Origin of the sequence: Providencia sp. PROV109 (assembly GCF_033681625.1) — a bacterium.
GTDB lineage: Bacteria > Pseudomonadota > Gammaproteobacteria > Enterobacterales > Enterobacteriaceae > Providencia > Providencia hangzhouensis.
This window is the reverse complement of the sequence record NZ_CP096320.1, coordinates 4,452,865-4,476,466: the sequence shown is the minus strand read 5'-3', so window position 1 is coordinate 4,476,466 and position 23,602 is coordinate 4,452,865. Positions and strand designations below refer to the sequence as shown.

The window sequence follows — 23,602 nt, the reverse complement described above, 5'->3', positions numbered from 1 at the left end:
GCTCGGTGATTCGGGGCACATACTGATGTATGCTCCCCGAAATATCCTAGCTTGGTGCCTAGCCACAATACGAACTATTTAGAGCATAAACGCTGGTCATATTTCGTGCTGTGGCGGTGTTGGCTTCGCTCGGCGATTCGGGGCACATACTGATGTATGCTCCCCGAAATATCCTAGCTTGGTGCCTAGCCGCAATACGAACTATTTAGAGCATTGATACGTTTGAACAGTTATTTCTTTAATGACTATTGGCGTATATTTTCAGGTACAAAGCATCTAAAAATTTAGCTTAAGATTTTTATACCGACTTTCTTCTTGCTCAATAAGAGTCTATTGATGGTTTAACCATGTTGGGGCCTTTGTACAAAGCTTGCCCCTTTTTTGTGTGGTTTTATATTCTATTTTGTTATAAATATATTATTTAATATTATTTCAAGTGCTAAGCAATAGTTGATAGCTTGTGATGGTCGATTTACAAAAATTTACCGTCAGGGGTGTTCAATGAAAGCTCGTATTCTAACGACTGTTTTACTTACAGGTTTAGCGCTGACAGCGAATGTCGCTAGCGCAGATAAATTAGATGATATCAAACAAGCGGGTGTGATCCGCATTTCAGTATTTGATAGTAACCCACCATTTGGTTTTATTGACCCACAAACTAAAAAATTAGCGGGTTATGATGTTGATATTGCGCAAGAAATTGCAGATGGCCTAGGGGTAAAACTTGAGCTTCGTCCAACTAATCCAGCAAATCGCATTCCACTTCTAACTTCAGGAAAAGTTGACTTGATTGGTGCTAACTTCACCATTACAGATGAACGCGCAAAACAAGTTGATTTCTCAATTCCTGATTTTGCGACAGGCCAAAAATTTATTGCCCGTAAAGGCGTATTAAAAACACCTGACGACATCAAACCACTGCGTATTGGCGCAGACAAAGGTACTGTGCAGGAAGTGACTCTGCGTGAGCGGTTCCCTGAGACTAAAGTGATTTCTTATGACGATACCCCACAAGCTTTCGCTGCACTGCGTAATGGTAACGTCCAAGCTATCACACAAGATGATGCAAAACTGGTGGGCTTATTAGGTAATTTACCTGAAAAAGTGAAAGCAGATTTTGAGATTTCCCCATTTAGCCTGACGAAAGAATACCAAGCATTGGCAGCAAGCAAAGGTGAAACGCGTTTGGTTGAAAACGTCAACGAAACACTGTTGAAACTGGAGAAAGACGGTAAAGCCGAGGTGATCTATAACCGTTGGTTTGGGCCAGATACCAAAGCCGCACAGCCACGCGGAGACTTTAAATTCGCACCACTGAGTGAGCAACAGCCACAGTCTTAATGGGTAACGGTAAGTACTCAGTGATTTGAAGCCCCGCACTCTGTGTGGGGTTCTTGGTTATAAAGGATGAGTTTTTAATCACAAGCTGTGAAGGCAATAGGTCGTGAACAATGTTTGAAAAATTTTTAAATGGTGATTTTTGGTCTGCCCATTTCTTGGCACCGCAGTATTTAGAATGGTTTGGCTACGGCTTTTTGATCACTATTTGGATCTCGATTTGTACCATTGTTGCAGCCACTGTATTGGGTTTTATAGTTGCATCAGCAAAGGATAGCCAAATTACTCTTGTGCGTTGGGCTGTGAGTATCTACATCTCTATTTTCAGAAATACGCCTTTGTTGGTGCAGTTATTCTTTTGGTATTTCGCTTCTGGTGAAATTTTACCCTCTGCTGCAATGGAATGGCTCAATACTCCCCATGAAGTCCATTTACTTGGAATCACAGTGGGTTGGCCGTCATTTGAATTTTTAGCCGGTTTTATCGGTTTGACCCTTTATACCGTGCCGTTTATCGCTGAAGAAATTCGTGCTGGGATCCGTGGCGTTCGTCAGGGACAGAAATATGCTGCGTTTGCTTTAGGGCTAACCTCATGGCAGGCCATGAAACTGGTGGTATTACCGCAAGCCGTTAAAATCGCGATGCCTCCACTACTGGGCCAATATATGAATGTGGTAAAAAATTCATCATTAACGATGGCGATAGGCGTCGCAGAACTGTCTTATGTCTCCCGCCAGGTTGATAGCCAGACACTGCAAACCTTTGCTGCATTTGGTGTGGCAACCGTTTTGTATATTGCCATTATTGCGGTAATGGAAGGTTGGGGCCAGTGGCGTCAACAGCGTAATTTGGCTCAGGGGGTATAAGATGGATTTTTCGATTATTGAGCAGAATTGGCAATATTTATTGTTTGGTACTTTTCCGGATGGGCCACTTGAAGGCGCTGCACTGACGTTAGTCATTAGTTTACTTGCCGGTGCGGCTTCTATTGTATTAGGAACATTGGGTGGAATAGCTTTAGCCATGCTGCGGGGCTTCTGGGTTAACCTATTTGCTGCGATTTTAGGTTTTTTCCGTGCAATTCCGGTCATTATGTTAATTTTTTGGACCTATTTTCTGTTGCCAATCTTATTGGGTATGGAAATTCCGGGTATTGCAACAGTCGTCTGTGCATTGGCATTAATTACTTCTGCATATTTGGCTCATGCCGTGAAAGCTGGCATTTTAGCGATAGGAGCAGGGCAGTGGCAGGCAGGGTTATCCTTGGGGTTTAGCCGCTGGCAGGTATTGTGGAATGTCGTATTGCCACAGGCCTTACGTATGATGGTTCCTTCATTTATTAACCAGTGGGTAGCATTAATTAAAGATACCTCGTTGGCTTATGTTGTTGGTGTTGCGGAGCTTTCTTTCTTAGCAACCCAAGTGAATAACCGTGAAATGGTTTATCCTCTCGAAGTTTTCTTATTCGTAGCATTTATTTATTTTGTTATGTGTTTTGCGGTAGAAATTATTGCGAATAGGGTGGCGACAAAGCTGAGTGCGCAACATCAACCCCAGAAACTGGCTGCGAAACATCGTTTATTGTTTTGGCGCCGACAAAAATTGTTAGCACTTTCCTAAATCAAAAGTGGTGGTGAAATACTCACCACTTTTTCACTCCACTATTTTGGTTTCTATTATTATTTCATCTTGGCGTATCAGTTAGTTAGGACATTTTTGCCCCTTATAGTTTACGCAATCGTTTTCTTTTGTGATTTTTAATTGTAGTATAGGGCGAAAAAAACTTTTTTTGGGCGCAATATCTAATGAGTAATCAATCTTCTAGCTCGGCACAACCGCAGGGCTTGTTTCAGCGTGTTTTTAAATTGCAAGAGCACGGCACGACAGCACGGACAGAAGTTGTTGCAGGCTTCACCACCTTCCTAACGATGGTATATATCGTTTTTGTTAACCCTCAAATTCTCTCAGTTGCAGGCATGGATATCAAAGCTGTGTTTGTCACCACCTGTTTGATTGCGGCTATTGGTAGTATTTTGATGGGGCTATTGGCAAATTTACCGATTGCAGTAGCACCTGCTATGGGGCTGAATGCTTTTTTTGCTTTCGTTGTAGTTGGCGCGATGGGCTATTCATGGCAAGTTGCAATGGGGGCCGTATTTTGGGGGGCAGTCGGGTTATTTATTCTGACATTATTCCGTATCCGTTATTGGATTATCGCCAATATCCCGCTTAGTCTTCGCGTCGGGATCACCAGTGGTATCGGCCTATTTATTGCGATGATGGGGCTGAAAAACTCCGGTATTATTGTCGCTAACCCAGACACGTTAGTCTCTATCGGTAATTTGACTCACCATAATGTTTGGCTGGGAGCCCTCGGGTTCTTTATTATTGCAATCTTAGCGGCTCGTAATATTCATGCCGCGGTATTAGTTTCTATTGCAGTGACCACCTTGATTGGCCTAGCTCTGGGGGATGTGAAATATTCTGGGATATTCTCAATGCCGCCAAGTATCACGAGTGTCGTCGGGCAGGTTGATTTCGCTGGCTCTTTAGACTTAGCGTTATCCGGTGTAATTTTTGCCTTTATGTTAGTAAACCTGTTTGACTCATCAGGCACCATGATAGGTGTGACTGACAAAGCGGGTATCACAAATGAACGCGGAACTTTCCCACGGATGAAGCAAGCGTTATATGTGGACAGCTTGAGCTCTGTTGCAGGTTCAGCGATGGGGACATCTTCTGTCACCGCCTATATTGAAAGTTCTTCTGGTGTTTCTGTTGGTGGGCGTACAGGTTTAACCGCGATCGTCGTTGGTGTTTTATTCCTATTGACCATGTTTATCTCACCTCTTGCCGGTATGGTTCCAGCTTATGCAACTGCGGGAGCCTTGATTTACGTGGGCGTGTTGATGACATCAAGCCTAACTCGCGTGAAATGGGATGACTTAACTGAGTCTGTACCCGCATTTATTACTGCAGTGATGATGCCATTTAGTTTCTCGATTACTGAAGGTATTGCGTTGGGCTTTATTGCTTACTGTGCAATGAAAATTGGTACTGGTCGATGGCGTGACCTAGGCCTGTGTGTGATTTTAGTCGCGGCGATGTTCCTACTAAAAATGGTGCTCGTCGACGCCTAATATTCGTCATACTTCAAGCTGTGGCGTTGTTGTCTTCACTCGGCTACTCGGGTCACATACTTATGTATGCTCCCCGAGATAACCGCGATTGACGCCTAGCCACAACTTGAATTATTTAGAATATTTCTCAAGATGGCTCTCTATTTTTTTAGGTAAAACCACTTGGAAGATTAATCCCCCTTCAGATGGCTTTCCCGTCTTGTTACTTGCATGCAACTCAAATTATTTAAGGTATAATCATTAAAGTACTATTGCGAAGGCAGGGTGGAGTAAAAAATCCGCTGAAATTGCAAACTAGTGCTTTCCCCCTTTATGGGATCCTGCTAGATTTCGCAGCAGAAACTGACTTTATCAAGGTATCAGACCATGAATGCACCAAAAAAACCGGCTGCTAAGCCAAAGAAAAAATACCGTAAAACTAAAGAAGAGATAAATGCGGAAGGCCGTGAGCGTAAGCGCGAGAAAAAACATCGTGGTCATAAATCTGGTAGCCGTAACCAAGAATCTGCTTCTAACAATGCTAAAGGTGGGATATCTACCACCACAGACCCGCGTATTGGTAGCAAAAAACCGATTCCATTAGTTGTGGATGATAACAAACCTGTAGCGCGTCCAGTGGTGAAAGAGATGCCAGTCGCTAAAGAAAAATTGACGCCAGAAAAAGAGTTGGAAATGCTAGAAAGCGATGACCGCCTAGATAGCATTTTGGCGCGTCTGGAGGATGGCGAAACTATCACTGCGCAAGAACAGCAGTATGTTGATACCTGTTTAGACCGTATTGATGAACTGATGAATATTCTCGGTATTGAATATAGCGAAGAAGAAGAGGAAGAAGACGAAGAAAAACTTGATGACATTATGCGCATCTTAAAAAGTAAATAATTTCGTTTAAAAGATCCCTCGCGCTAGCGGGGGATTTGGCTATTTTTTCTGCTAACTCACTTTTCTTTGATGTTGAATCAAGTCTCTTTTCTCTAACATATTTATACTGGTCATATTCAAAGCTGCAGCGTTGTTGACTATGTTCATTCGCACGAGTCTCATACTTATGTATACTCCTAGTGACTCATTCACTTGTCGCCTAGCTGCAACTCGAAATATTTAGAGTCTATAATGCTTATGCAGGTTATAAAATTTTCACTCTCATCGAATAACAAATTAAATAGAGTGAAGTCATCGTTATAGTTTGAGCTTTTGGTCAATTGAGGAATGTTATGTCAGAGCAAAATATTGTTTGGGATCTTTCTCTCATTCAAAAATACAATTATTCAGGGCCTCGTTATACCTCGTATCCCACAGCCTTGGAATTCAATCAAGATTATGATGAGAATGCGTTTGTTCAAGCAACACAACGTTATCCTGATCGACCTTTATCGCTCTATGTCCATATCCCTTTTTGCCATAAACTTTGTTATTTCTGTGGCTGTAATAAATTAGTGACACGCCAAAAACATAAAGCAGATGAATATCTTAAAGTAATTGAACAAGAAATTATTCAGCGCGCAGCTTTATTAAAAGGCCGTATTGTGACCCAGATGCATTGGGGCGGTGGTACTCCGACTTACCTCGATAAAGCTCAAGTCAGCCATTTGGTTGGTTTATTGAAAAAGCATTTTCATTTTGCGGATGATGTTGAAATGTCCATCGAAGTCGACCCGCGTGAAATTGAACTGGATATGATAGACCATCTGCGCCATGAAGGGTTTAACCGCTTAAGCATGGGAGTTCAGGATTTTAATAAAGAAGTTCAGGTGCTGGTTAACCGTGAACAGGACGAAGAATTTATTTTTGCCCTAATTAAACGAGCAAAAGAAACGGGTTTTACCTCAACGAGTATTGATTTGATTTATGGTTTACCTAAACAAACTCCTGAAAGCTTTGCATTTACCTTAAAGAAAGTGGCTGAATTATCACCAGATCGCTTAAGTGTGTTTAATTACGCGCATTTGCCTAATTTATTTGCGGCGCAGCGTAAAATTAAAGATGCTGATTTACCAAGTGCAGAGCAAAAACTCGATATTCTGCAAGACACAATCGCAACCCTCACCAGAGATGGCTATCAATTCATTGGTATGGACCACTTTGCTCGCCCTGAAGATGAGCTCGCTGTGGCCCAACGAGAAGGGGTTTTACACCGTAATTTCCAAGGTTATACGACTCAAGGCGACTGTGATTTATTAGGATTAGGCGTTTCTGCGATCAGTATGTTAGGCGATAACTACGCGCAAAATCAAAAAGATTTGAAAACCTATTATGCGCAAGTTGAAGAGCAAGGCCAAGCGCTGTGGCGAGGTCTCGTCTTAACCGATGATGATTGCTTGCGCCGTGATGTTATTAAAACCTTAATCTGTAACTTCCAATTGGATTTTGCACAAATTGAAGCAATCTATCCAATTGACTTTAAATCTTATTTTAAAGAGGATTTAGAGCTATTGAAGCCAATGGCAGAAGATGGATTAGTCGAAATGACAGACAAAGGAATTAAAGTTACGCCGCAAGGGCGTTTACTTATTCGTAATATTTGTATGTGTTTTGATGTTTATTTACGTAGTCAGATGAGGCAGCGGCAGTTTTCCCGCGTTATCTAAATGCTCTTCATAATTCGTGCTGTCGCGTTGTTGTCTTTAATACTCTTCATATTTCGCGCAATAGCTGCGTTGGCCTTATTCGGCTACTCGGGTCATATACTTTTGTATACTCCCCGAGATAGCCGAATTTTGCCGCCTTGCTCTAGCACGAACTATTTTGAGTATTACTGGTTCGTTATCTGATTATTTAGAACATTGGATGTTCTGCGTGGGCTAGTGTTTCGCTTTTTCGATTAGCTGGTAGGCCGCAGTGATGCGGTCAGGGATTGGATACCATTTGTTGGATAAAATAATAATACCCACTTGGTTTTCCGGAATAAATGCCGCATAGGTTGCAAAACCATTGGTTGAACCTGTTTTATTGTAAAAAGCCTGTGTTTCAGGTGGCATTACAGGATGGATAGCTTCAACTTTTTGCGGTGTGAGCGCCATTTCATTTCGGTTACCTTGCTGTAATTGAGCAAGAGATACTGGCCATGAATAGCTTTCCCACATCATATCTTGCATAAATGAATCGGTCATATAGAACCCAGTATGGGTGTTTTCTACGGCTTCTTGCCACGGCTTAGCGACTTTCTTCGTTTGCATATTAATATCTAAGAAGCGAATTAGATCTTTAGCATTAGATTTCAAACCATAAGATTCAGCATCTAAAATTTGTGGTGCTACACGAATGGGCTGATCGTGCTTATTATAACCTTGAGCATAATTTTTCTGTTGGTTTTTAGGGACATGAATATAGGTATGTTTTAGCCCAAGTGCAGGCAACATTAATTTTTCCATCGCTTGCTCAAATGGCATTTTGAGTTGTTTAGCGGTAACGATACCGAGTAGCCCCACGCCAAGATTTGAATAAGAGCGATATTGCCCAATGGCTTTGGTCGGTTTCCAATGTTGGTAATAACGGATTAATTCAGCTGAATTAGTAATGCTATCAGGCACAAATAACGATAAACCGGAAGTGTGAGTAGCCAAGTTCATTACTGTGACTTGGTCAAAAGCAGACCCTTTTAATTCAGGAAGATAGTGGCTTACCTTTTGCGAAAAATCGAGTTTTCCTTGGTCTTGTGCATAGGCTGCGAGTGTGGCAGTAAACGTTTTAGACAAAGAACCAATCTCAAATAAAGTCTCATCACTGACAGGTACTAAGCTTTGCTTAGACTGCACACCATAGTGATAAATATAGTGTTTCCCTTCAACGGAAATTGCGACAGACATCCCTGGGATCTGTTTTTGTTCCATCAGAGGTTTAATAATGTCATCCACATCCTTTTGAGTGAACGCATTAGCGGATAGCGTGGTTAACGCCAAACTCAGTGCGACAAAAATTCGCCCCTGACGAAAAAGAGTTTTCATAGAGTTATTCCAATAAGTACAAGTTTAAGTTATTGCTAACAGGAACTGAAAGCACTTCATTGTAAATTTAAAGTGCTTTAATATAGGCTATTAGGCGGTTAAACCGCGATTGCAAAGCAGTATGCATGCTTTCGGTCATTATTTAAAACGATATAAAATTCGATGAGGTAAAAGAAAATCTTATGGCAGAAAATTATCGTCATCGGCTTCCACTCAATGCGCTTAGGGCATTCGAAGCTTCAGCGCGGCATTTAAGTTTTACACGAGCAGGAATAGAGTTGAATGTCACTCAGGCAGCTGTTAGTCAACAAGTTAGGTTGTTAGAGGAGCAGCTGGGACTAGAACTCTTTATTCGCTTACCTAGAGGGCTTGCATTAACTGATGAAGGGCTTGCATTGCTGCCCGTATTGAGCCGCTCTTTTGACCAGATTGAGTCATTACTACTGCAATTTGAAGATGGCCATTATCGAGAAGCTTTAAGTATTTCAGTGGTCGGTACATTTGCTGTGGGCTGGTTATTGCCAAGGTTAACCCAATTCTCGGAACTATACCCTTATATTGATTTACGCATTATGACTCATAACAATGTGGTGAATCTCGCTGCCGAAGGCGTTGATTTTGCTATTCGCTTTGGGGAGGGCTTATGGCCACTGGTTGAAAATATCCCCCTATTTTCAACAGCTCATACTGTACTTTGTTCAGAGAAAGTCGCAAGCCAGCTCAAACATCCATTAGATTTAAAATCCCACCAGTTAATGCGTTCATATCGTAAAGATGAATGGGAAAAATGGTTTTTAGCTGCGGATATTGAACCTTGGCGTGTCAAAGGCCCAGTATTTGATTCATCGCGTTTAATGGTTGAGGCTGCGTTATTAACTGACAGTATAGCATTGGTGCCAAGTTGCATGTTTAGTCATGAATTAAGTGCTGGGGCGTTAGTTCAACCTTTTGATATATCTGTAACACTGGGTGGATATTGGTTAAGCCGTTTAAAGTCAAGAGTCATGACACCAGCGATGGCGATATTTCGTCATTGGTTGGTGGAGGAGTCTAAAAAAGAATAATAAGTCGGTGCTATACTATAAATAGAAATAGCACCGATATTTAATTTATTGGCATATTATAATGCTCATATTTAGAGGTTAGAATACCAAAGCTTCAGCAGAGAAATAATTCTTTTTATTAACAGAGAGCTCTGTACTATTAATATCCGTAATGGTTTCAGTAAAGAAATAGGTCGGCGAAACATTAAATATTTGTGCCAACTGGTAAATAGTATCGACATGAATATTAACCTCGCCATTTTCATAGCGTGATTGGTGTTGTTGGCTAATGCCTAACAATATGCTTAAATCTTTACCACTCATTCCGTGACTTTCTCTTAATGATCTTATTTTTAAACCGACGGATTTAGATATTTTTCGTTTCATGATTTTCTCTCTAATTTATTTTAAATATTATAATGTTAATATAATTAAATATTTTTAATGTAATTGGATCTTCTAGTGATATGTATTATTACTTAATTTATTAAAAATCATGGGACTGAAAGAAGGTTTTAATATCAATCTCAAAATACGTTGCATACTGGAACAATCTATCTAAAGTAATTCTATTTACTCCTCTTTCATATCGTGACTACTGTTGTGGGCTGATGCCAATAACCTCGGATAGTTCATTAACTGAAAGTCCATTCGTTTTCCGATAAAAAAGTATTTTTTTGCCAATTAGGTGAGATGTTGAATAAGGCATATATACTCCTATAATTATATTTTTTATTTCTAACTAAACACGATGAAAGATTACCTCTCTATCTTAACCATTTTAATAAAATAGTAAATTTGCTATTTATCAATTGTTCGATGATATTTTTCGATGTTAGCAATAAAAATCAAGTTATAAATAAATTAATATCTTTTTATGATTAATGTTGGATGCTATTTATTCATATCTTATGTTAACCGAAGCTGTTGAGTTTGCAGTTCCTGCAGTTATATTATTAGCAGTCTTAATATATCTAGCTTTCCAATTAAAAATATAATCGCCACCTGCAACATTGTTTTGCAAAGTGAACTTTGAGTTGAGCTTTATCGGGTTACTGTTTCTATCCAATAATTGAATGGCGACTCCAGTCGCTTGACCTTGCCCAGACAATTTAATCTTCCCTGTATTGATATCAACATACCCAGCACTACTTGTGACTGTCACTTTTAGATTGGTGCCTGCAGCGCAGCTTAATGTAATGGGTATATTGACACTATTGCTAGTAGAGCCAATAGCTTTAAACTGAGTATCATACCAAGTCCCTAAGTTAACATTGTAACTTGTCGCTTTTGTTGAGCACTTTAATACATTAATTTTGATAGCACCTGCTGGAATATTCAGCGATGTTAAATTCCACGTACTGTTATGTGGCGCAGGGTTACGCTGTGTTAGTCTTCCCACATGCCCTGCCTTTAAATTTCCCCCTTGTGTGACTTGTCCTGTTTTTTTTATGGTAATCGTCCAATATGGGTTAGCAATAGTCCAAGCGGCTGGGTTAGCTGCTGTTGGTGGTCCATAACGTGTATTTAAAAAACCGATATTGGTTGCTTTCACTTGAATGCTGATGCCCGGTATATTACTGGCTGCAATTTTATTGCCGTTTGGTACCCAACCATTGACATAGTCAGCGTGTAAGTAGGCATCACCACATTCACCATTACTTTTTGGGCCTGAAAATGTATTGACTTGTGAGCCTTTAAAATTGACCTGAATAGTGGCTAAATCGCGAGCCCCTGTATCATCATATTGCAGCGAATAGGTTCTTGCTGGTACATTCACCACAACATTCCGTAAATTAGGATTTTGAATACAGGCCGCTTGTGTATACGCAGAATAAGCAAAAACCGAACCTATTATTACCAGTAATATATTCTTTTTAGTCATTAAATATCCTTAACATTTACTTTTTTTATTTAAATGTTTTTCTTCTGCATACTCAATCTCATTAATCTCCTTAGAATTGAAAACAAAGAAAGCTATAATATCAATTTCAAATATCTTAGAGTAATGATAAAGCCTATCAATATTAATTCGATTAATACCACGCTCATAGCGTGACTGTTGTTGTTCACTCACACCCACGATATTAGATAAATTTTCTAATGTCATGCCTTTCATTTTTCGGTAATAGGTGATTTTATTGCCAATTATTTTTGATATAAGATAGTAATTAGGCATACCGCTTTCCCCTATTAAAACTGATATAATTAAAACAAACTTACTTACTGATATGTAAATGTAAATTCTAAATGGCTTTTAAATGAACCTGCAACCATACCACTTCCATAACCCGAGACTCTTGCAGATAATGGGATTTCAACATTTCGCGTTTGAGTATTAACATTCGCGGTAATGGTATCGCCATTTTTTATTGTTGTTTTATTGCCGGTATTGGCTAAATTTAATGCCACATTTTTCGCCGTACCATTATTAATAAAATGTTCAGTTATTGTTGAGTCTGGCGTACCTGATATTTTCATTACAGCTTTGGTGGTGCCTACAGGGCAATTTTTTAGCTTCACGGAAAAATCAACCCACGGAGATTTTTGCGTATCTTTGATATTCCAAATATTAATTTTTTTCAAATCGATTAAATAATTATTTTTTTCAACCTCACAAGGAGCAGCAATAACGACGCCATGCACTTTAATATTTGCTGTTAGCCCAAATGCAGTTAAAGAACAGCTCATTAGTGATAGTAATAGGATAAAATGTCTCATATTATTTTCTCTTTTATAAATAGGTAATTGTTGCCGTAATATTGGCGGAAATAGTTCCCGGAGTGGCATTACCTAATGAGCTAAAGGCGCGTGTGCGTAATGGAATATTAATATTCGCTTGCCCATTTGTCGGAACTTGTAATACTTTTTGGTTACCTAAAGCGGTTGTTCCATTACCATTTTGTAGTTGAACGGCTAAGTTTTTAGCCGTACCTTGATTTTTGTATAAGCTTGCTGCATCCGCAGTATCTGCGGTTCCTGTAAACGTCAGTTTTACTTGATTAATAAAAGATGAACAATTATTTAGGCTAATATTAAATGTGTTCCAGTTAGAACCTGAACTCGCATTACGAAATACATCAGCAGAAATATTTTTCAGGTCAATATCAATATTATTCCCACCGGTAATATTGCAAGTTGCGGCTCTAATATTTCCGGTAAAGTTCAATGTCACTGTGCTAGCAGCAAATAAATTCCCACTGAATATTAAGCTACTAAGTAAAAGTAAATTTTTAGATATTTTTTTCATTTTTTATTCCTACTCATAGCGAATATTTACAGTAGCAGAGGCATTCGCTGTACCCGGCGTGATGTTATCTGCCGTTTTGATATAGCGAGCTTTCCAATCAAACATATAATCACCAGCCGGCACATTATTTTGCAGGCTATTTAAAGTGTTCAACTTGATCGGGTTATTATTTTTATCTAGCAATTGTATTGCGACACCAGTGGCGCTATCAGGTCCCGTTAGAGCTAATTTTCCTGTAGCGGTATCTTCATATTTAGAACTTGTGACCGTCGCTTTAATATTGGTACCCGCTGCACATGTTAAGGTAATTGGAATATCTACAGGCGCACTGGTTGAGCCTATATTAGGGAATTGTGTATCATACCAATCTTGCATATCAATATTGTAGGTTGACTGGTTGTTTTTTAATGAACAGCTAAGTACATTGATACGAATCGCATTTGCAGGCATGTTTAAAGTTGTTAAAGTCCAAGTTACATTTGTTGGCGCACGGTAAGTTGTAGTTAACCTTGCAACATTCCCCGCTCTTAATGTGCCACCTTGTACTACCGAACCGAGTTTTTTTACCGTAATAGTCCAATGTGTTGTTAATATATTATAATTTGTGTTATTTCTATCCCATAATGCATTAAAATCCCCAATACCTGCGGTTGTAACAGAAATACCAATACCAGAAATATTAGATAGAGCAACTTTATTGGCATTAGGTGACCAGCTATTTATAAAGCTACCAGTTAAGTATGAAGTAGCACAAGTACTCGCATCACTAACTACCCATTGAGATGTAGATGAAAAATTGGTGTAGAGAGAACCTAAGTCTCTGGAGGTATTGTCATCATATTGAACGTTATATACTGCACTCGGTATATTAGCTATTTTGTTATTTAAATTTGGGTTTAAGGTACATGCTGCATTAGCATATCCTGAGTATAAATATATACAACTCACTGCCAATATTGATTTATAAATGAAATTTTTCATTATTTACTCCTTATTATCGGCAAACAGCAGTTGTTTTATATAACCCCATATAATTCGATATACCTGCTAAGTTATAATTTACTTGGCATTGTTGTTTATCGTTATATTGAATAATAAAATTGCCATTTTCAGCTAAACCAGATAAATAAATTTCGCCATCATTGCCCACTATATTATTTAGCTGAGGATTATCTTTAAATATCGCCTGAGCACCAAAAGGTACGGGATTACCATCAGCAAAGGTTAATATCATGATGGCTCGGTAGCCGACATTCGCCGCAAAGCTAGCTTTCACCAAAGCGCCACGGCTTGGTGCAACACTTTGGCTGGTTAACTCCATTTCCGTATTTTCAGGTAGTTCAGAAGTGTCAATATCAATCACATTTTTACGATAAGCCGTGACATAAGGCACGAGTGCATAACCTTGGTTATTAGTGACAACCCCTGCTTGGTTTAATACTGGTACATCACCCGCATCTGGGATTTCAACAATAGCCGCGGTTTCGCCTAATTGTTGACCGAGTACAAGACCGCCAGAGTGAGCCACTAAGCTACCATTAACACCGTAATAGAGGTTATAGTTGTCTTTGCTATAGCCTGTTCCACCTGAAATTTCACCATATTGGCCTTTATAAGAAGCGTTCATATTACCGCTAGTACCTTGTTCTTGAGTGGTGAAACCCTGCTGCATGCTCCAATTTAAGCGGTTATTAAGTTGTGAAGCGGAAAGCCCAATACTGCCTGTGCTTGGGCCGTTGCTGCTACTATTACTGTTAAAGTTGTAATAGAAGGTGTTATCAAACACGGTAAATGGCACACTGACAGAGAAGGCAAGCTGATGATCATCTTCACTTTTCGTACGGCTACCGGAAGTATATGAGTAGCTATTAGTATTTTTATTATAGGTATAATTCAAACTATAACTGATGCCTTGCCAACTATTGTTATAACCCACGGTGGCAGACTGAGTTTTACGGTCACTATTCCAGTAGTCTTCATTGATATAGCCTACAGAGATTGAACCAAAGTTATCCCCTAAGTTTTGGCTGAGGGTGATCTCACCACGATTACGGCGGCGTTCAATTTCAGGGATATAGTTTGTATTTCTATAGCCGTCAAAGACTTCCGCTAAACTGTAAAAACCTTTAGTGGAATAACGATAACCAGCCAATGCGATATTAGTACCAATATCGTTGATATTTTTGTTATAGCGGAAACGGTATGATTGGCCTTTTTCCTTAACGTCATTACTTAGCGTTGAATTTGCATGGGTAACGTCAATGGATAACGCACCAAATCGCCCAAGGTTTTGGCCTGCGCCGATGGAGTAAGATTGGTAATGCTCACTCACTTGGCTACCACCATAAGCGGTAATACCATACGGTAGACCATAGATTAAGGTAAATTGGCCAAATTTTGTTTTATCAATGCTACTGTCATAAGCGCGGTATTCCCCGCCCGTTACGCTATAAGAAAAATATCCTTCACGTTGCAATACAGGTAATGAGGCAAAAGGAACGATTTGATATTGCTCGCTACCGTTGGATTCTTTGATGGTGACATGCAAATCACCGCTTCCCCCTGTTGGATATAGGTCATTGATTTCAAAAGGACCCGCAGCCACCTCGGTTTGGTAGATAATGTAACCATTTTGGCGGATCGTCACCTGTGCGTTGCTACGAGCAATCCCACGTACAACGGGCGCATAGCCGCGTAAACTCTCAGGGGACATATCATCATCTGTCGCAAGCTGGGCACCACGAAATGGCACGCTATCAAAAACCATCGAAGGTGAGACACTATCCCCCAAGGTCAACTGACTTTTGATGCGATTAATGCCACGTGATGCGTAGGTATAGATGGTATCCCATTTACCGGATTGGTCGGTACTACTTGACCATGTGGTGTAATTGCGTAGCCGCCATGCACCAATATTTAAGCCAGGTCTTAAATTTATATAATGGGATGTATTATCCGAACCACTACTTTTACGATCGTAATTTTTAGAGCCGTTATAGCTATAATTTAATAGCAGTGCGTTGATCCCATTATCGATATTGGCTAAGTCAACGTAACCCCTTGGGTTTCTATCCAATGCGATTTGGGGAATGCTTAAATATAAACGTTGAGAATCAAACTCAAAATTACTTTTGGCATCAGGAATCGCTGCAAGGTTTACGCAGTGACTGCCTGCGGTTTGTAATTCAGGGTATTCCGCTGTTTTGATACCAAACTCTTTAATATCAGCCAGTGATAAACACGGAACTAATTGGTTACGGCCATTTTTTTCAAATTTAAGATTTTTAGCACCAATTAAGTTGGTGTTGACATAAATATCAACATAGTAGTCACCCGCTAATTGCTCATTATTCTCAAACTGTGACAAGTCAACCGAACCTTTATTTGGTAACTCTAAAAAGTCAGGATCAAAGTAGACATTATTTTCTGTTTTTTCTTCGGCATATAGCGATGCGGCATAGCCTAAATACAATAGTAGGCCTAGAGATATTTTATTTATTTTCATGATAAAGCCCAACTTATTTTATAGTTTTATATTTTCTTTTCGAGTGCTTCTGGCGCTGCACCATAATCATTAATAACTTCCCATTTTATTGTTCCATTAGTATTTGAGTTATTAACGTCGAAAGTTGCACTTGAGAACGGTGCTGCATAAGAAACATCATTAGCCTTTGTTCCGTTAAAGCTGATGCTTTGGAAATTCATAAAATACGGAGTCGGGTTTTTAACCGTGATTTTATTACCAGATTTAGACCACACTAATTTTTTTTGCTCTTCAATAAAATTAAAATCTTTTAATGCTTTAGGGCGATAAATTAATTTCATTTGAGTTTTAAAGGCAATTTGTAATGAGTTTTCTGTTCTTTCTGTTGCTGGAATGGTTTTTATATTTAACCAGAACAAAGATTCTCTATCATTAGGGAGTTTGTTTTCGGTTAGAAATATTCTAAGGGCATTAGTTCTATCTGCATTTAGCCTAAATAATGGTGGTGTGATAGAAAAATCAGACTGTTTTTTTTCATCTATATTATCTATCCAAGATTGAATCAAATAAGGGATTTTATCTGGATTTTCTACACTGATGCTGACATCTTTGTTTCCTTCGTTATAAATAACACGGGTCCCACCAATAATAACCCCAGCATTTGCAGTATTTATTAGTGTAAATAAGGAAATGAAAATATAGATAATAGATTTCATAATACCACCATTGATATATTATTAGATAAGGTTTAATTCCCTTTAAACCTTATTTATTACTTAGTTATAATTGATTGTGAAAGTTGCTGTCGCATTTGCAGGACCAGGAGTCACTGTGTCAGACTTAGCAATATAACGCGCTCTGAAATCTAAATTATTTTCCACATTTTGTTGTAATGGATATGCTTTAGAGGCAGTAAATAATGGAACAACTTCATTCGCATCATCAGTAATTTGAATGCCAACGCCAGTTGCAACGCCAGTTTCTTCTTTTAATTTAATAACTTCATCATCACCAATATAAGAATCAGCATCAAATTTTACTGAAGCCGTTGTTACTGTAGCAGGGCAATTAATTAATTTAATCGTAAATTTAGTGGCTGCCGCTGTACTTCCTGCGTTTGGTAATGCTTTTTTAGATACTTGACCTAAGTTTACTTTTAGTGCATCAGAGCCAGCTGCTAATTCGCATGCTTGGTCGATGATTTCACCGGTAAAGTCGATAGTACCATCTGCTGCTAATGCATTATTAACAGCAAAGATTGAAGTTGCAGCAATTAATGATGCAAGTAAGTTCTTTTTCATTTGTTTTTCTCCAAAAGATAATTATTTATTTTTATTGAGTAGGTGGAATTACCAATTACTCAATTGGAGAGTATTTTGAAACTATTTATTAAAATAAACAAGTTTTGTAAAATTTGGTAAAATATAATTAAATTTTAAAGTATTTAATTTTTTTAATTAAGTTAACACATTATAAGAGAAGGATTAATACACTATATTGAGCTAAGTTAAATATAATTTTTTTTGATTTTTTCACTAAAGTTAAATAACGATATAAAACTAAGAATAATTATAAGGAGGGATATAAGTTTAATTTATCTCTCATATGGTGATAATTTGGGGTTATAAGGTTTTGACTTATTAGACCACATACAGTGGATGTTGTATTTTTACTATCGAAAAATGAAATAATAGTATAGTTATCGGATTTAGCAGGTCTAAATGTGCTATTTATTTGGTTTTTTATAGAGAAAATGGTGTTGCCATTCAGTAAATGAATAAAAATAGGGGTAACTTTGGTTTTAAGGAAACATTAAATGACTATCAAAATGTTCTTATTAAATTCAATTAAGTAGCCTTAATTTTAATTCGCTATGTTAAGGCTACGTGAGAGATTTCTTACTTATAGATACCTTTAGCTATAGTTGTCATGACTATAAACTTCCTATAAATAAGCTTAACTTTGTATTAACACTATTTGTATAAATTGAAATTATGTTCTGGCGATAATAGGCTTTCCGCTTGCAATATTTTTTTTCTATTCTGTTTATTACTCATTGTGTTAACTGGTATTGGGGTAGCAAAGTCAACAATTAACTCTTGAATATCAAGGTCGAGTATTTCGGAAATAGAATATAACGTATCAACATGAATTCGGATTTCGCCTAATTCATGGCGAGATTGATGCTGCTGACTAATCCCAAGTAATGTACTGAGTTGCTGAATACTCATGTTTTGGTCTTTTCTTAGTGTGCGGATCCGCGCTCCGACAATTTTAGAGGTGTTTTTTTTCATACGGTAACCAATACTGATTAAGTAAAAATACTATAAAGAAAATGATTTTTTAAATTCATAACCATTTTTAATTTTTGTTTTTTCATCTTCACTAAATGAAAAAAAATAAATTATATTAATATCAAAATAATTAGAATATTGCTTTAGCCTATCTATCGATATTCGATTATTTCCTCGTTCATAACGTAGTTGCTGTTGCTCACTAATTCCAACAGTTTTAGCAAGGGCAGTAAGAGAGAGTCCTTTATTTTTACGCAATGATTTTATTTTATTACCAATAACCGCAGAGACAGGGTAATAATTGCTCATTATTTAACCTCATTGATTTTTTACTCTTAATTGGTATAGGGTTATATCTTTAACATCACGATATATTTATCAGGTATCCTTTATCCTATCTTGATTTAAATCATAAGTGATCAAACTATGTTTTTTATATTGAAAATATTAAATATTATCGTCATCTCAAAATTTGAACCATTCTAATTAAGATGGTTTATTTTAGATTATCAATATAAAGACACTAGATTTATTAATGATAAACAAATGTAAAATCAAGATGACTATTAAATGAACCACTTGTCATGCCTGATCCATAGCCCGCCATTCTCGCTGATAGTGGAATATCAACTTTGCGGGTTTGTTCATTAACCGGCACCGTAATTTTTTCACCATTTTTTATCGTGGTTTTATTTGCATGGTGGGCTAAGTTTAATGCGACGTTTTTAGCGCTCCCCGTATTGACAAAATAATCAGCGGAGGTCGAGTCAGGCGTGCCTTTAATCTCCATAATGGCTTCTTTGGTGCCCATAGGGCAATTTTTCAATTTAATTGAGAAATTAACCCATGGTGAAGTTTGTGTATCCCGAATATTCCAAACATTCACTTTTTTCAAATCAATTAAATAATTTGTGGTTTCTAATTCACAAGGCATGGCGGTGACATAGCCATGTACATTGATATTAATGTGTGGGTCTGCTGCCAATACGGGGCTGGAAGCAAGACAGAATAACAACACTATTTTCTTCATATTATATGCTCCGGTTTATAAGTAGGTGATGGTGGCGGTAATATTGGCTGAAATAGAACCGGGTACGACATTGCCTGCCATGCTAAAGGCCCGTGTGCGCAGTGGAATCGCGACATCAGATTGCCCATTTAAGGGCACTTGTAATATTTTTAGATTACCTAACGGTGTGGCACCATCGCCACTTTGTAGCTGTACAGCGATATTCTGTGCAGTACCTAGATTTTTATATAAGCTAGCCGTATCAGCTGTGTCTGCGGTGCCTGAAAATGTCAGTTTAATTTGATTGATAAATGACGAGCAGTTATTTAATTTAATATCAAAATTTTTCCAGTCGGATCCTGTTTGTGCTCCATTAAATATATCAATCGGTAAACGTTTTAAATCAATATCGATATTGTTGCCGCCAGAGATATTACAGGTAGCAGCTTTGATATTGCCTGTGAAATTTAATGTTACAGTATTTGTAGCATTAGCCAATAAGGGTAGAGAAAAAATATTTATAGTTAATAGTGTAATTATTATTTTTTTCATGAGTGCCTCTATTCGTAGCGAATATTAACTGTGGCCGTTGCATTTGCACTTCCGGGAGTAATTTTGTCTGCAGTTTTAATATAACGGGCTTTCCAATTAAACATATAGTCACCGGAAGGAATGTTATTCTGTAAGCTATTTTTAGTATTAAGTTTTATTGGTGCATTATTTTTATCGAGTAGTTGAATCGCAACCCCAGTAGCGGTATCGGTACCAGATAAAGCTAATTTTCCTGTATTAATATCAACGTAGCCTGCGGAACTTGTGACTGTTGTTTTAATGTTCGTTCCAGCCGCACAGGTTAATGTAATTGGAATATCGGCTGAGGTGCTGGTATCTCCAATATTATTAAACTGAGTATCATACCAGTCACCAAGGTGGATATCATAAGTACTCTTATTGTTTTTTATTGAACATGATACATTAGTAATTTTAAAATTTGATGGAATATAAAGGCTAGTTATTACATATGTTTCTCTTTTATGAGGATCTCTGTTTTGCATTCTAGCAAGAGGGCCAGCAGCCAGTGCCCCTGAATTTATTGAACCTGTTTTTATTATGTCAACATACCATACAATTTCATTAGGAAAAAGAGTAGTAGCTGAGAATTTAAATATACCAGGCGTTGTTGATACATGCGGGAGAGCCATTGTATTTTCTTTTCTAAGTCCATAAATTTTAATACCTATGCCAGGTACATTTGTTTGGGCAACTTTATTCGAATTTACTTTCCATCCATTTAGGTACATATATTCAATGAGTATATTACATACTGATCCTGCTAAAAATGTAGGGTAGCCTATAGGATAAATATGAACATTGTAGCTAGCTAGTACTGTATTTACAGGTATTGAGTTATCTGCTTGTATAATAATATTAGCTGGAGGAAGGTAACCCGTTTTGCCATTCTGGGGATTGGGCATACACTTGTTAGCATTTGCATTTGTGCAATATAAAAGTATCAAATTAATTATTATTATTAATTTATAAATAAAAGTCTTCATTATCTCTTTCCTTATTACCGGCATACCGCAGTAGTTTTATATAACCCCATATAATCCGAAACACCGGCTAAGTTATAATTAACCAGACACTGCTGTTTCTCGTTATATTGAATAATAAAGTTCCCACTCTCTGCTAAGCCGGATAAATAAACTTCGCCATCATTACCCACGAGATTATTGAGCTGCGGGTTATCTTTAAATATGGCCTGCGCACCGAATGGCACTGGCTTTCCATCAACAAAGGTTAAATTCATAATGGCACGATAACCGACATTGGCGCTAAAACTGGATTTCACTAGCGCCCCACGGCTTGGGGAGACTGACTGGCTGGTGAGTTCCATTTCCGTGTTGTCAGGTAACGCCGAAGTATCAATGTTGATGGTATTTTTACGGTAGGCTGTCACGTATGGCACTAACGCATAACCTTGGTTATTGGTCACTACACCCGCTTGGTTTAGTATTGGTACACCTCCTGCATCGGGCACTTCTACCAATGCGGCGGTTTCACCTAATTGTTGCCCTAACACTAACCCGTCCGCGTGGGCGACAAGGCTGCCATTAGTTCCGTAGTACAGGTTATAGTTATCTTTGCTATAGCTCGCACCACCAGAAATTTCACCATACCTGCCTTTATAGGTGGAGTTCGCATTACCAGAACTGCCTTGTCCCTGATCGGCTAAACTTTGTTGCATGCTCCAATTTAAACGGTTGTTCAGGTGAGATGCTGATACACCGATGCTACTCGAACTGGAGTCTCGGCTACTGTGGTTACTGGCAAAGTTAATGTAGGCGGTATCTTCAAACAAACTGAACGGAATATTGACCGAAAAAGTAAATAAATGGTCTTCATCACTGTATTTTTTTGCCCCAGCACTCTGCGAATAGCTGCTGGTATTCTTGTTATAGGTGTAATTCAGCCCATAACTGATCCCTTGCCAGCTATTGTTATAGCCAAGGGTTGCTGACTGTGTTTTGCGGTCACTATTCCAATAGTCTTCATTAACATAACCCATTGAAATAGAACCGTAAGTATCCCCTAGGTTTTGGCTGAGGGTGATTTCACCGCGATTACGGCGGCGTTCGATCTCAGGGCTGTAGGTGGTATCACGGAAGGTGTCAAACACCTCGGATAAACTGTAATACCCTTGGGTTGAATAGCGGTAACCTGCCAAAGCAATATTGGTGCCGATATCATTGAGGTTTTTGTTATATCTAAAGCGGTAAGACTGACCACGTTCTTTGCTGTCATCACGCATTTTGGCGTGAGATTGGGTAATATCAATAGACAGCGCCCCGAAGCGCCCCAAGTTTTGCCCAGCACCTATCGAATAAGATTGGTATTTTTCACTGAACTGACTTCCTCCGAACATAGTGATGCCATAGGGTAAACCGTATACCAAAGTGAACTGACCAAATTTGGTTTTATCTACATGGCTATCATATGAACGGTATTCACCTGCGGTGGTGCTATAAGATAAATAACCCTCACGTTGCAGCACGGGGAGTGAGGCAAAGGGTACAATTTGCACCTGTTCGCTGCCGTTCGACTCTTTTATCGTCACATGTAAGTCACCGCTGCTGCCGGTTGGATAGAGGTCAGTGATTTCAAAGGGGCCTGCTGCCACATCGGTTTGGTAGATGGTGTAACCGTTTTGGCGAATGGTAACCTGTGCGTTGCTGCGAGCTATCCCGCGCACGACTGGCGCATAGCCACGCAGACTTTCAGGGTACATATCATCATCGGTGGCGAGCTGAGCCCCACGAAACGGTACACTGTCAAATACGTCTGACGGAGATACGCTGTCTCCCAAGGTTAGTTGGCTTTTTATGCGGTTGATCCCACGGGAGGCGTAAGTATAAATAGTATCCCATTTATTGGGCTGCCCTGTGCTGTTGGACCACGTGGTATAGTTGCGCAGACGCCATGCCCCAATATTTAAGCCGGGGCGTAAATTGACGTAGTTTGAGGTGGTGTCTTCTCCACCTTTACGATCGGTATTTTTAGAACCGCTATAGCTGTAATTCAGTAATAGGGCGGTAATACCGTTATCGATATCTGCAAGGTCAACATAACCCCTCGGGTTTTTCGCCAGCGCGATTTGCGGAATACTGAGGTATAACCGTTGTGAATCAAATTCAAACTGGCTTGTTGCGTCAGGAATGATTGCTAAATTGACGCAGCCTGTTTGGCTATTTTGTAGCTCAGGATAATCTGCAATTTTAATATCAAAGCTTTTTAAATCATCCAAAGTTAAGCAAGGAACCAGTTTGTTCTCAGTATTTTTATCAAATTTTAAACTTTTTGCCCCGATTAAGTTGGTATTGACATAAATATCAACGTAATAATTACCAGCCAATTGTTGGTTATTTTCAAATTGGCTTAAATCGACAGCATTTTTATTAGGCAACTCTAAGAAATCAGGGTCAAAATAGATATTTCCCTCTGTTGTATTATTGCCGATGGCATTTTCAGCGTATAAAGGTACCGTATAGCCTAAATAAATAAGTAGGCTAAAGCATATTTTATTTATTCTCATTTTAACA

At 38.7% G+C, this 23,602-nt stretch carries 23 protein-coding genes; 7 read left to right on the top strand and 16 right to left on the bottom strand.

From position 1 onward, the window contains the following. The first annotated feature begins 501 nt into the window (after nt 1–501). The 6 genes from M1F25_RS20805 to hemN all read left to right on the top strand — a co-directional run bounded on the left by M1F25_RS20805 (nt 502) and on the right by hemN (nt 7,066). Complete coding sequence (locus M1F25_RS20805) at nt 502–1,341, top strand: ABC transporter substrate-binding protein (RefSeq protein ID WP_112307979.1); 840 nt, start codon at nt 502–504, stop codon at nt 1,339–1,341. A 110-nt stretch (nt 1,342–1,451) separates the two neighbouring features. Next, nucleotides 1,452–2,204 carry an amino acid ABC transporter permease gene (locus M1F25_RS20800; RefSeq protein ID WP_004262824.1) on the top strand — a complete coding sequence of 251 codons (753 nt, stop codon included), beginning with the start codon at nt 1,452–1,454 and terminating at the stop codon, nt 2,202–2,204. A gap of 1 nt (nt 2,205) precedes the next feature. Then, nucleotides 2,206–2,958 carry an amino acid ABC transporter permease gene (locus M1F25_RS20795; protein WP_004262820.1) on the top strand — a complete coding sequence of 251 codons (753 nt, stop codon included), beginning with the start codon at nt 2,206–2,208 and terminating at the stop codon, nt 2,956–2,958. Nucleotides 2,959–3,143: 185 nt separating this feature from the next. Next, nucleotides 3,144–4,478, top strand: a complete 1,335-nt coding sequence (locus M1F25_RS20790) for an NCS2 family permease (RefSeq protein WP_110592685.1) — start codon at nt 3,144–3,146, stop codon at nt 4,476–4,478. A gap of 366 nt (nt 4,479–4,844) precedes the next feature. Beyond that, entirely contained in the window at nt 4,845–5,360 is a 516-nt protein-coding gene (gene yihI, locus M1F25_RS20785; RefSeq protein WP_153673258.1) for a Der GTPase-activating protein YihI, read from the top strand. Between the two features lie 332 nt (nt 5,361–5,692). Next, the gene (hemN, locus tag M1F25_RS20780) at nt 5,693–7,066 is read left to right on the top strand and encodes an oxygen-independent coproporphyrinogen III oxidase (protein WP_153673257.1); all 1,374 of its coding nucleotides are present in this window, start codon (nt 5,693–5,695) and stop codon (nt 7,064–7,066) included. A 213-nt stretch (nt 7,067–7,279) separates the two neighbouring features. Here the strand turns inward: hemN and ampC are convergent, their stop codons facing one another. Beyond that, nucleotides 7,280–8,422 carry a class C beta-lactamase gene (ampC, locus tag M1F25_RS20775; protein WP_232062756.1) on the bottom strand — a complete coding sequence of 381 codons (1,143 nt, stop codon included), beginning with the start codon at nt 8,420–8,422 and terminating at the stop codon, nt 7,280–7,282. Nucleotides 8,423–8,604: 182 nt separating this feature from the next. On the opposite strand from ampC, the gene M1F25_RS20770 reads away from it, so the two are divergent. After that, complete coding sequence (locus M1F25_RS20770) at nt 8,605–9,486, top strand: LysR family transcriptional regulator (protein ID WP_094960822.1); 882 nt, start codon at nt 8,605–8,607, stop codon at nt 9,484–9,486. A gap of 78 nt (nt 9,487–9,564) precedes the next feature. Here M1F25_RS20770 and M1F25_RS20765 read toward each other — a convergent pair whose 3' ends face one another. From M1F25_RS20765 to M1F25_RS20695, 15 genes are all read right to left on the bottom strand, one after another. Further along, complete coding sequence (locus M1F25_RS20765; RefSeq protein WP_004262793.1) at nt 9,565–9,852, bottom strand: helix-turn-helix domain-containing protein; 288 nt, start codon at nt 9,850–9,852, stop codon at nt 9,565–9,567. A gap of 511 nt (nt 9,853–10,363) precedes the next feature. Beyond that, nucleotides 10,364–11,350 (bottom strand): fimbrial protein, encoded by a 987-nt coding sequence (locus tag M1F25_RS20760; protein ID WP_181488889.1) that lies wholly within the window; start codon nt 11,348–11,350, stop codon nt 10,364–10,366. A 9-nt stretch (nt 11,351–11,359) separates the two neighbouring features. Next, nucleotides 11,360–11,644 (bottom strand): helix-turn-helix domain-containing protein, encoded by a 285-nt coding sequence (locus M1F25_RS20755; RefSeq protein ID WP_181488887.1) that lies wholly within the window; start codon nt 11,642–11,644, stop codon nt 11,360–11,362. Between the two features lie 44 nt (nt 11,645–11,688). Beyond that, a complete protein-coding gene (locus tag M1F25_RS20750) occupies nt 11,689–12,186 on the bottom strand; it encodes a fimbrial protein (RefSeq protein WP_036958601.1) in 498 nt (165 codons plus the stop codon). 13 nt (nt 12,187–12,199) lie between these two features. Then, complete coding sequence (locus M1F25_RS20745; protein ID WP_004262778.1) at nt 12,200–12,715, bottom strand: fimbrial protein; 516 nt, start codon at nt 12,713–12,715, stop codon at nt 12,200–12,202. Between the two features lie 9 nt (nt 12,716–12,724). Beyond that, the gene (locus M1F25_RS20740; RefSeq protein ID WP_181488885.1) at nt 12,725–13,696 is read right to left on the bottom strand and encodes a fimbrial protein; all 972 of its coding nucleotides are present in this window, start codon (nt 13,694–13,696) and stop codon (nt 12,725–12,727) included. Between the two features lie 13 nt (nt 13,697–13,709). After that, on the bottom strand, nt 13,710–16,220 hold the full coding sequence (locus M1F25_RS20735) for a fimbria/pilus outer membrane usher protein (protein ID WP_181488883.1): 2,511 nt from the start codon (nt 16,218–16,220) through the stop codon (nt 13,710–13,712). Nucleotides 16,221–16,246: 26 nt separating this feature from the next. Then, nucleotides 16,247–16,915, bottom strand: coding sequence for a molecular chaperone (locus tag M1F25_RS20730; protein WP_181488881.1), 669 nt, complete (start codon nt 16,913–16,915; stop codon nt 16,247–16,249). 60 nt (nt 16,916–16,975) lie between these two features. Then, nucleotides 16,976–17,500, bottom strand: a complete 525-nt coding sequence (locus M1F25_RS20725; RefSeq protein WP_181488879.1) for a fimbrial protein — start codon at nt 17,498–17,500, stop codon at nt 16,976–16,978. 672 nt (nt 17,501–18,172) lie between these two features. After that, complete coding sequence (locus M1F25_RS20720) at nt 18,173–18,493, bottom strand: helix-turn-helix domain-containing protein (RefSeq protein ID WP_181488877.1); 321 nt, start codon at nt 18,491–18,493, stop codon at nt 18,173–18,175. A gap of 30 nt (nt 18,494–18,523) precedes the next feature. Beyond that, complete coding sequence (locus M1F25_RS20715; protein WP_181488875.1) at nt 18,524–18,802, bottom strand: helix-turn-helix domain-containing protein; 279 nt, start codon at nt 18,800–18,802, stop codon at nt 18,524–18,526. Nucleotides 18,803–19,025: 223 nt separating this feature from the next. Beyond that, nucleotides 19,026–19,523, bottom strand: a complete 498-nt coding sequence (locus M1F25_RS20710) for a fimbrial protein (protein WP_004262753.1) — start codon at nt 19,521–19,523, stop codon at nt 19,026–19,028. Between the two features lie 15 nt (nt 19,524–19,538). Next, the gene (locus M1F25_RS20705) at nt 19,539–20,054 is read right to left on the bottom strand and encodes a fimbrial protein (protein ID WP_181488873.1); all 516 of its coding nucleotides are present in this window, start codon (nt 20,052–20,054) and stop codon (nt 19,539–19,541) included. Nucleotides 20,055–20,062: 8 nt separating this feature from the next. Continuing rightward, nucleotides 20,063–21,058, bottom strand: a complete 996-nt coding sequence (locus tag M1F25_RS20700) for a fimbrial protein (protein ID WP_181488871.1) — start codon at nt 21,056–21,058, stop codon at nt 20,063–20,065. Nucleotides 21,059–21,072: 14 nt separating this feature from the next. Further along, on the bottom strand, nt 21,073–23,595 hold the full coding sequence (locus tag M1F25_RS20695; protein WP_181488869.1) for a fimbria/pilus outer membrane usher protein: 2,523 nt from the start codon (nt 23,593–23,595) through the stop codon (nt 21,073–21,075). Nucleotides 23,596–23,602 lie beyond the last annotated feature (7 nt).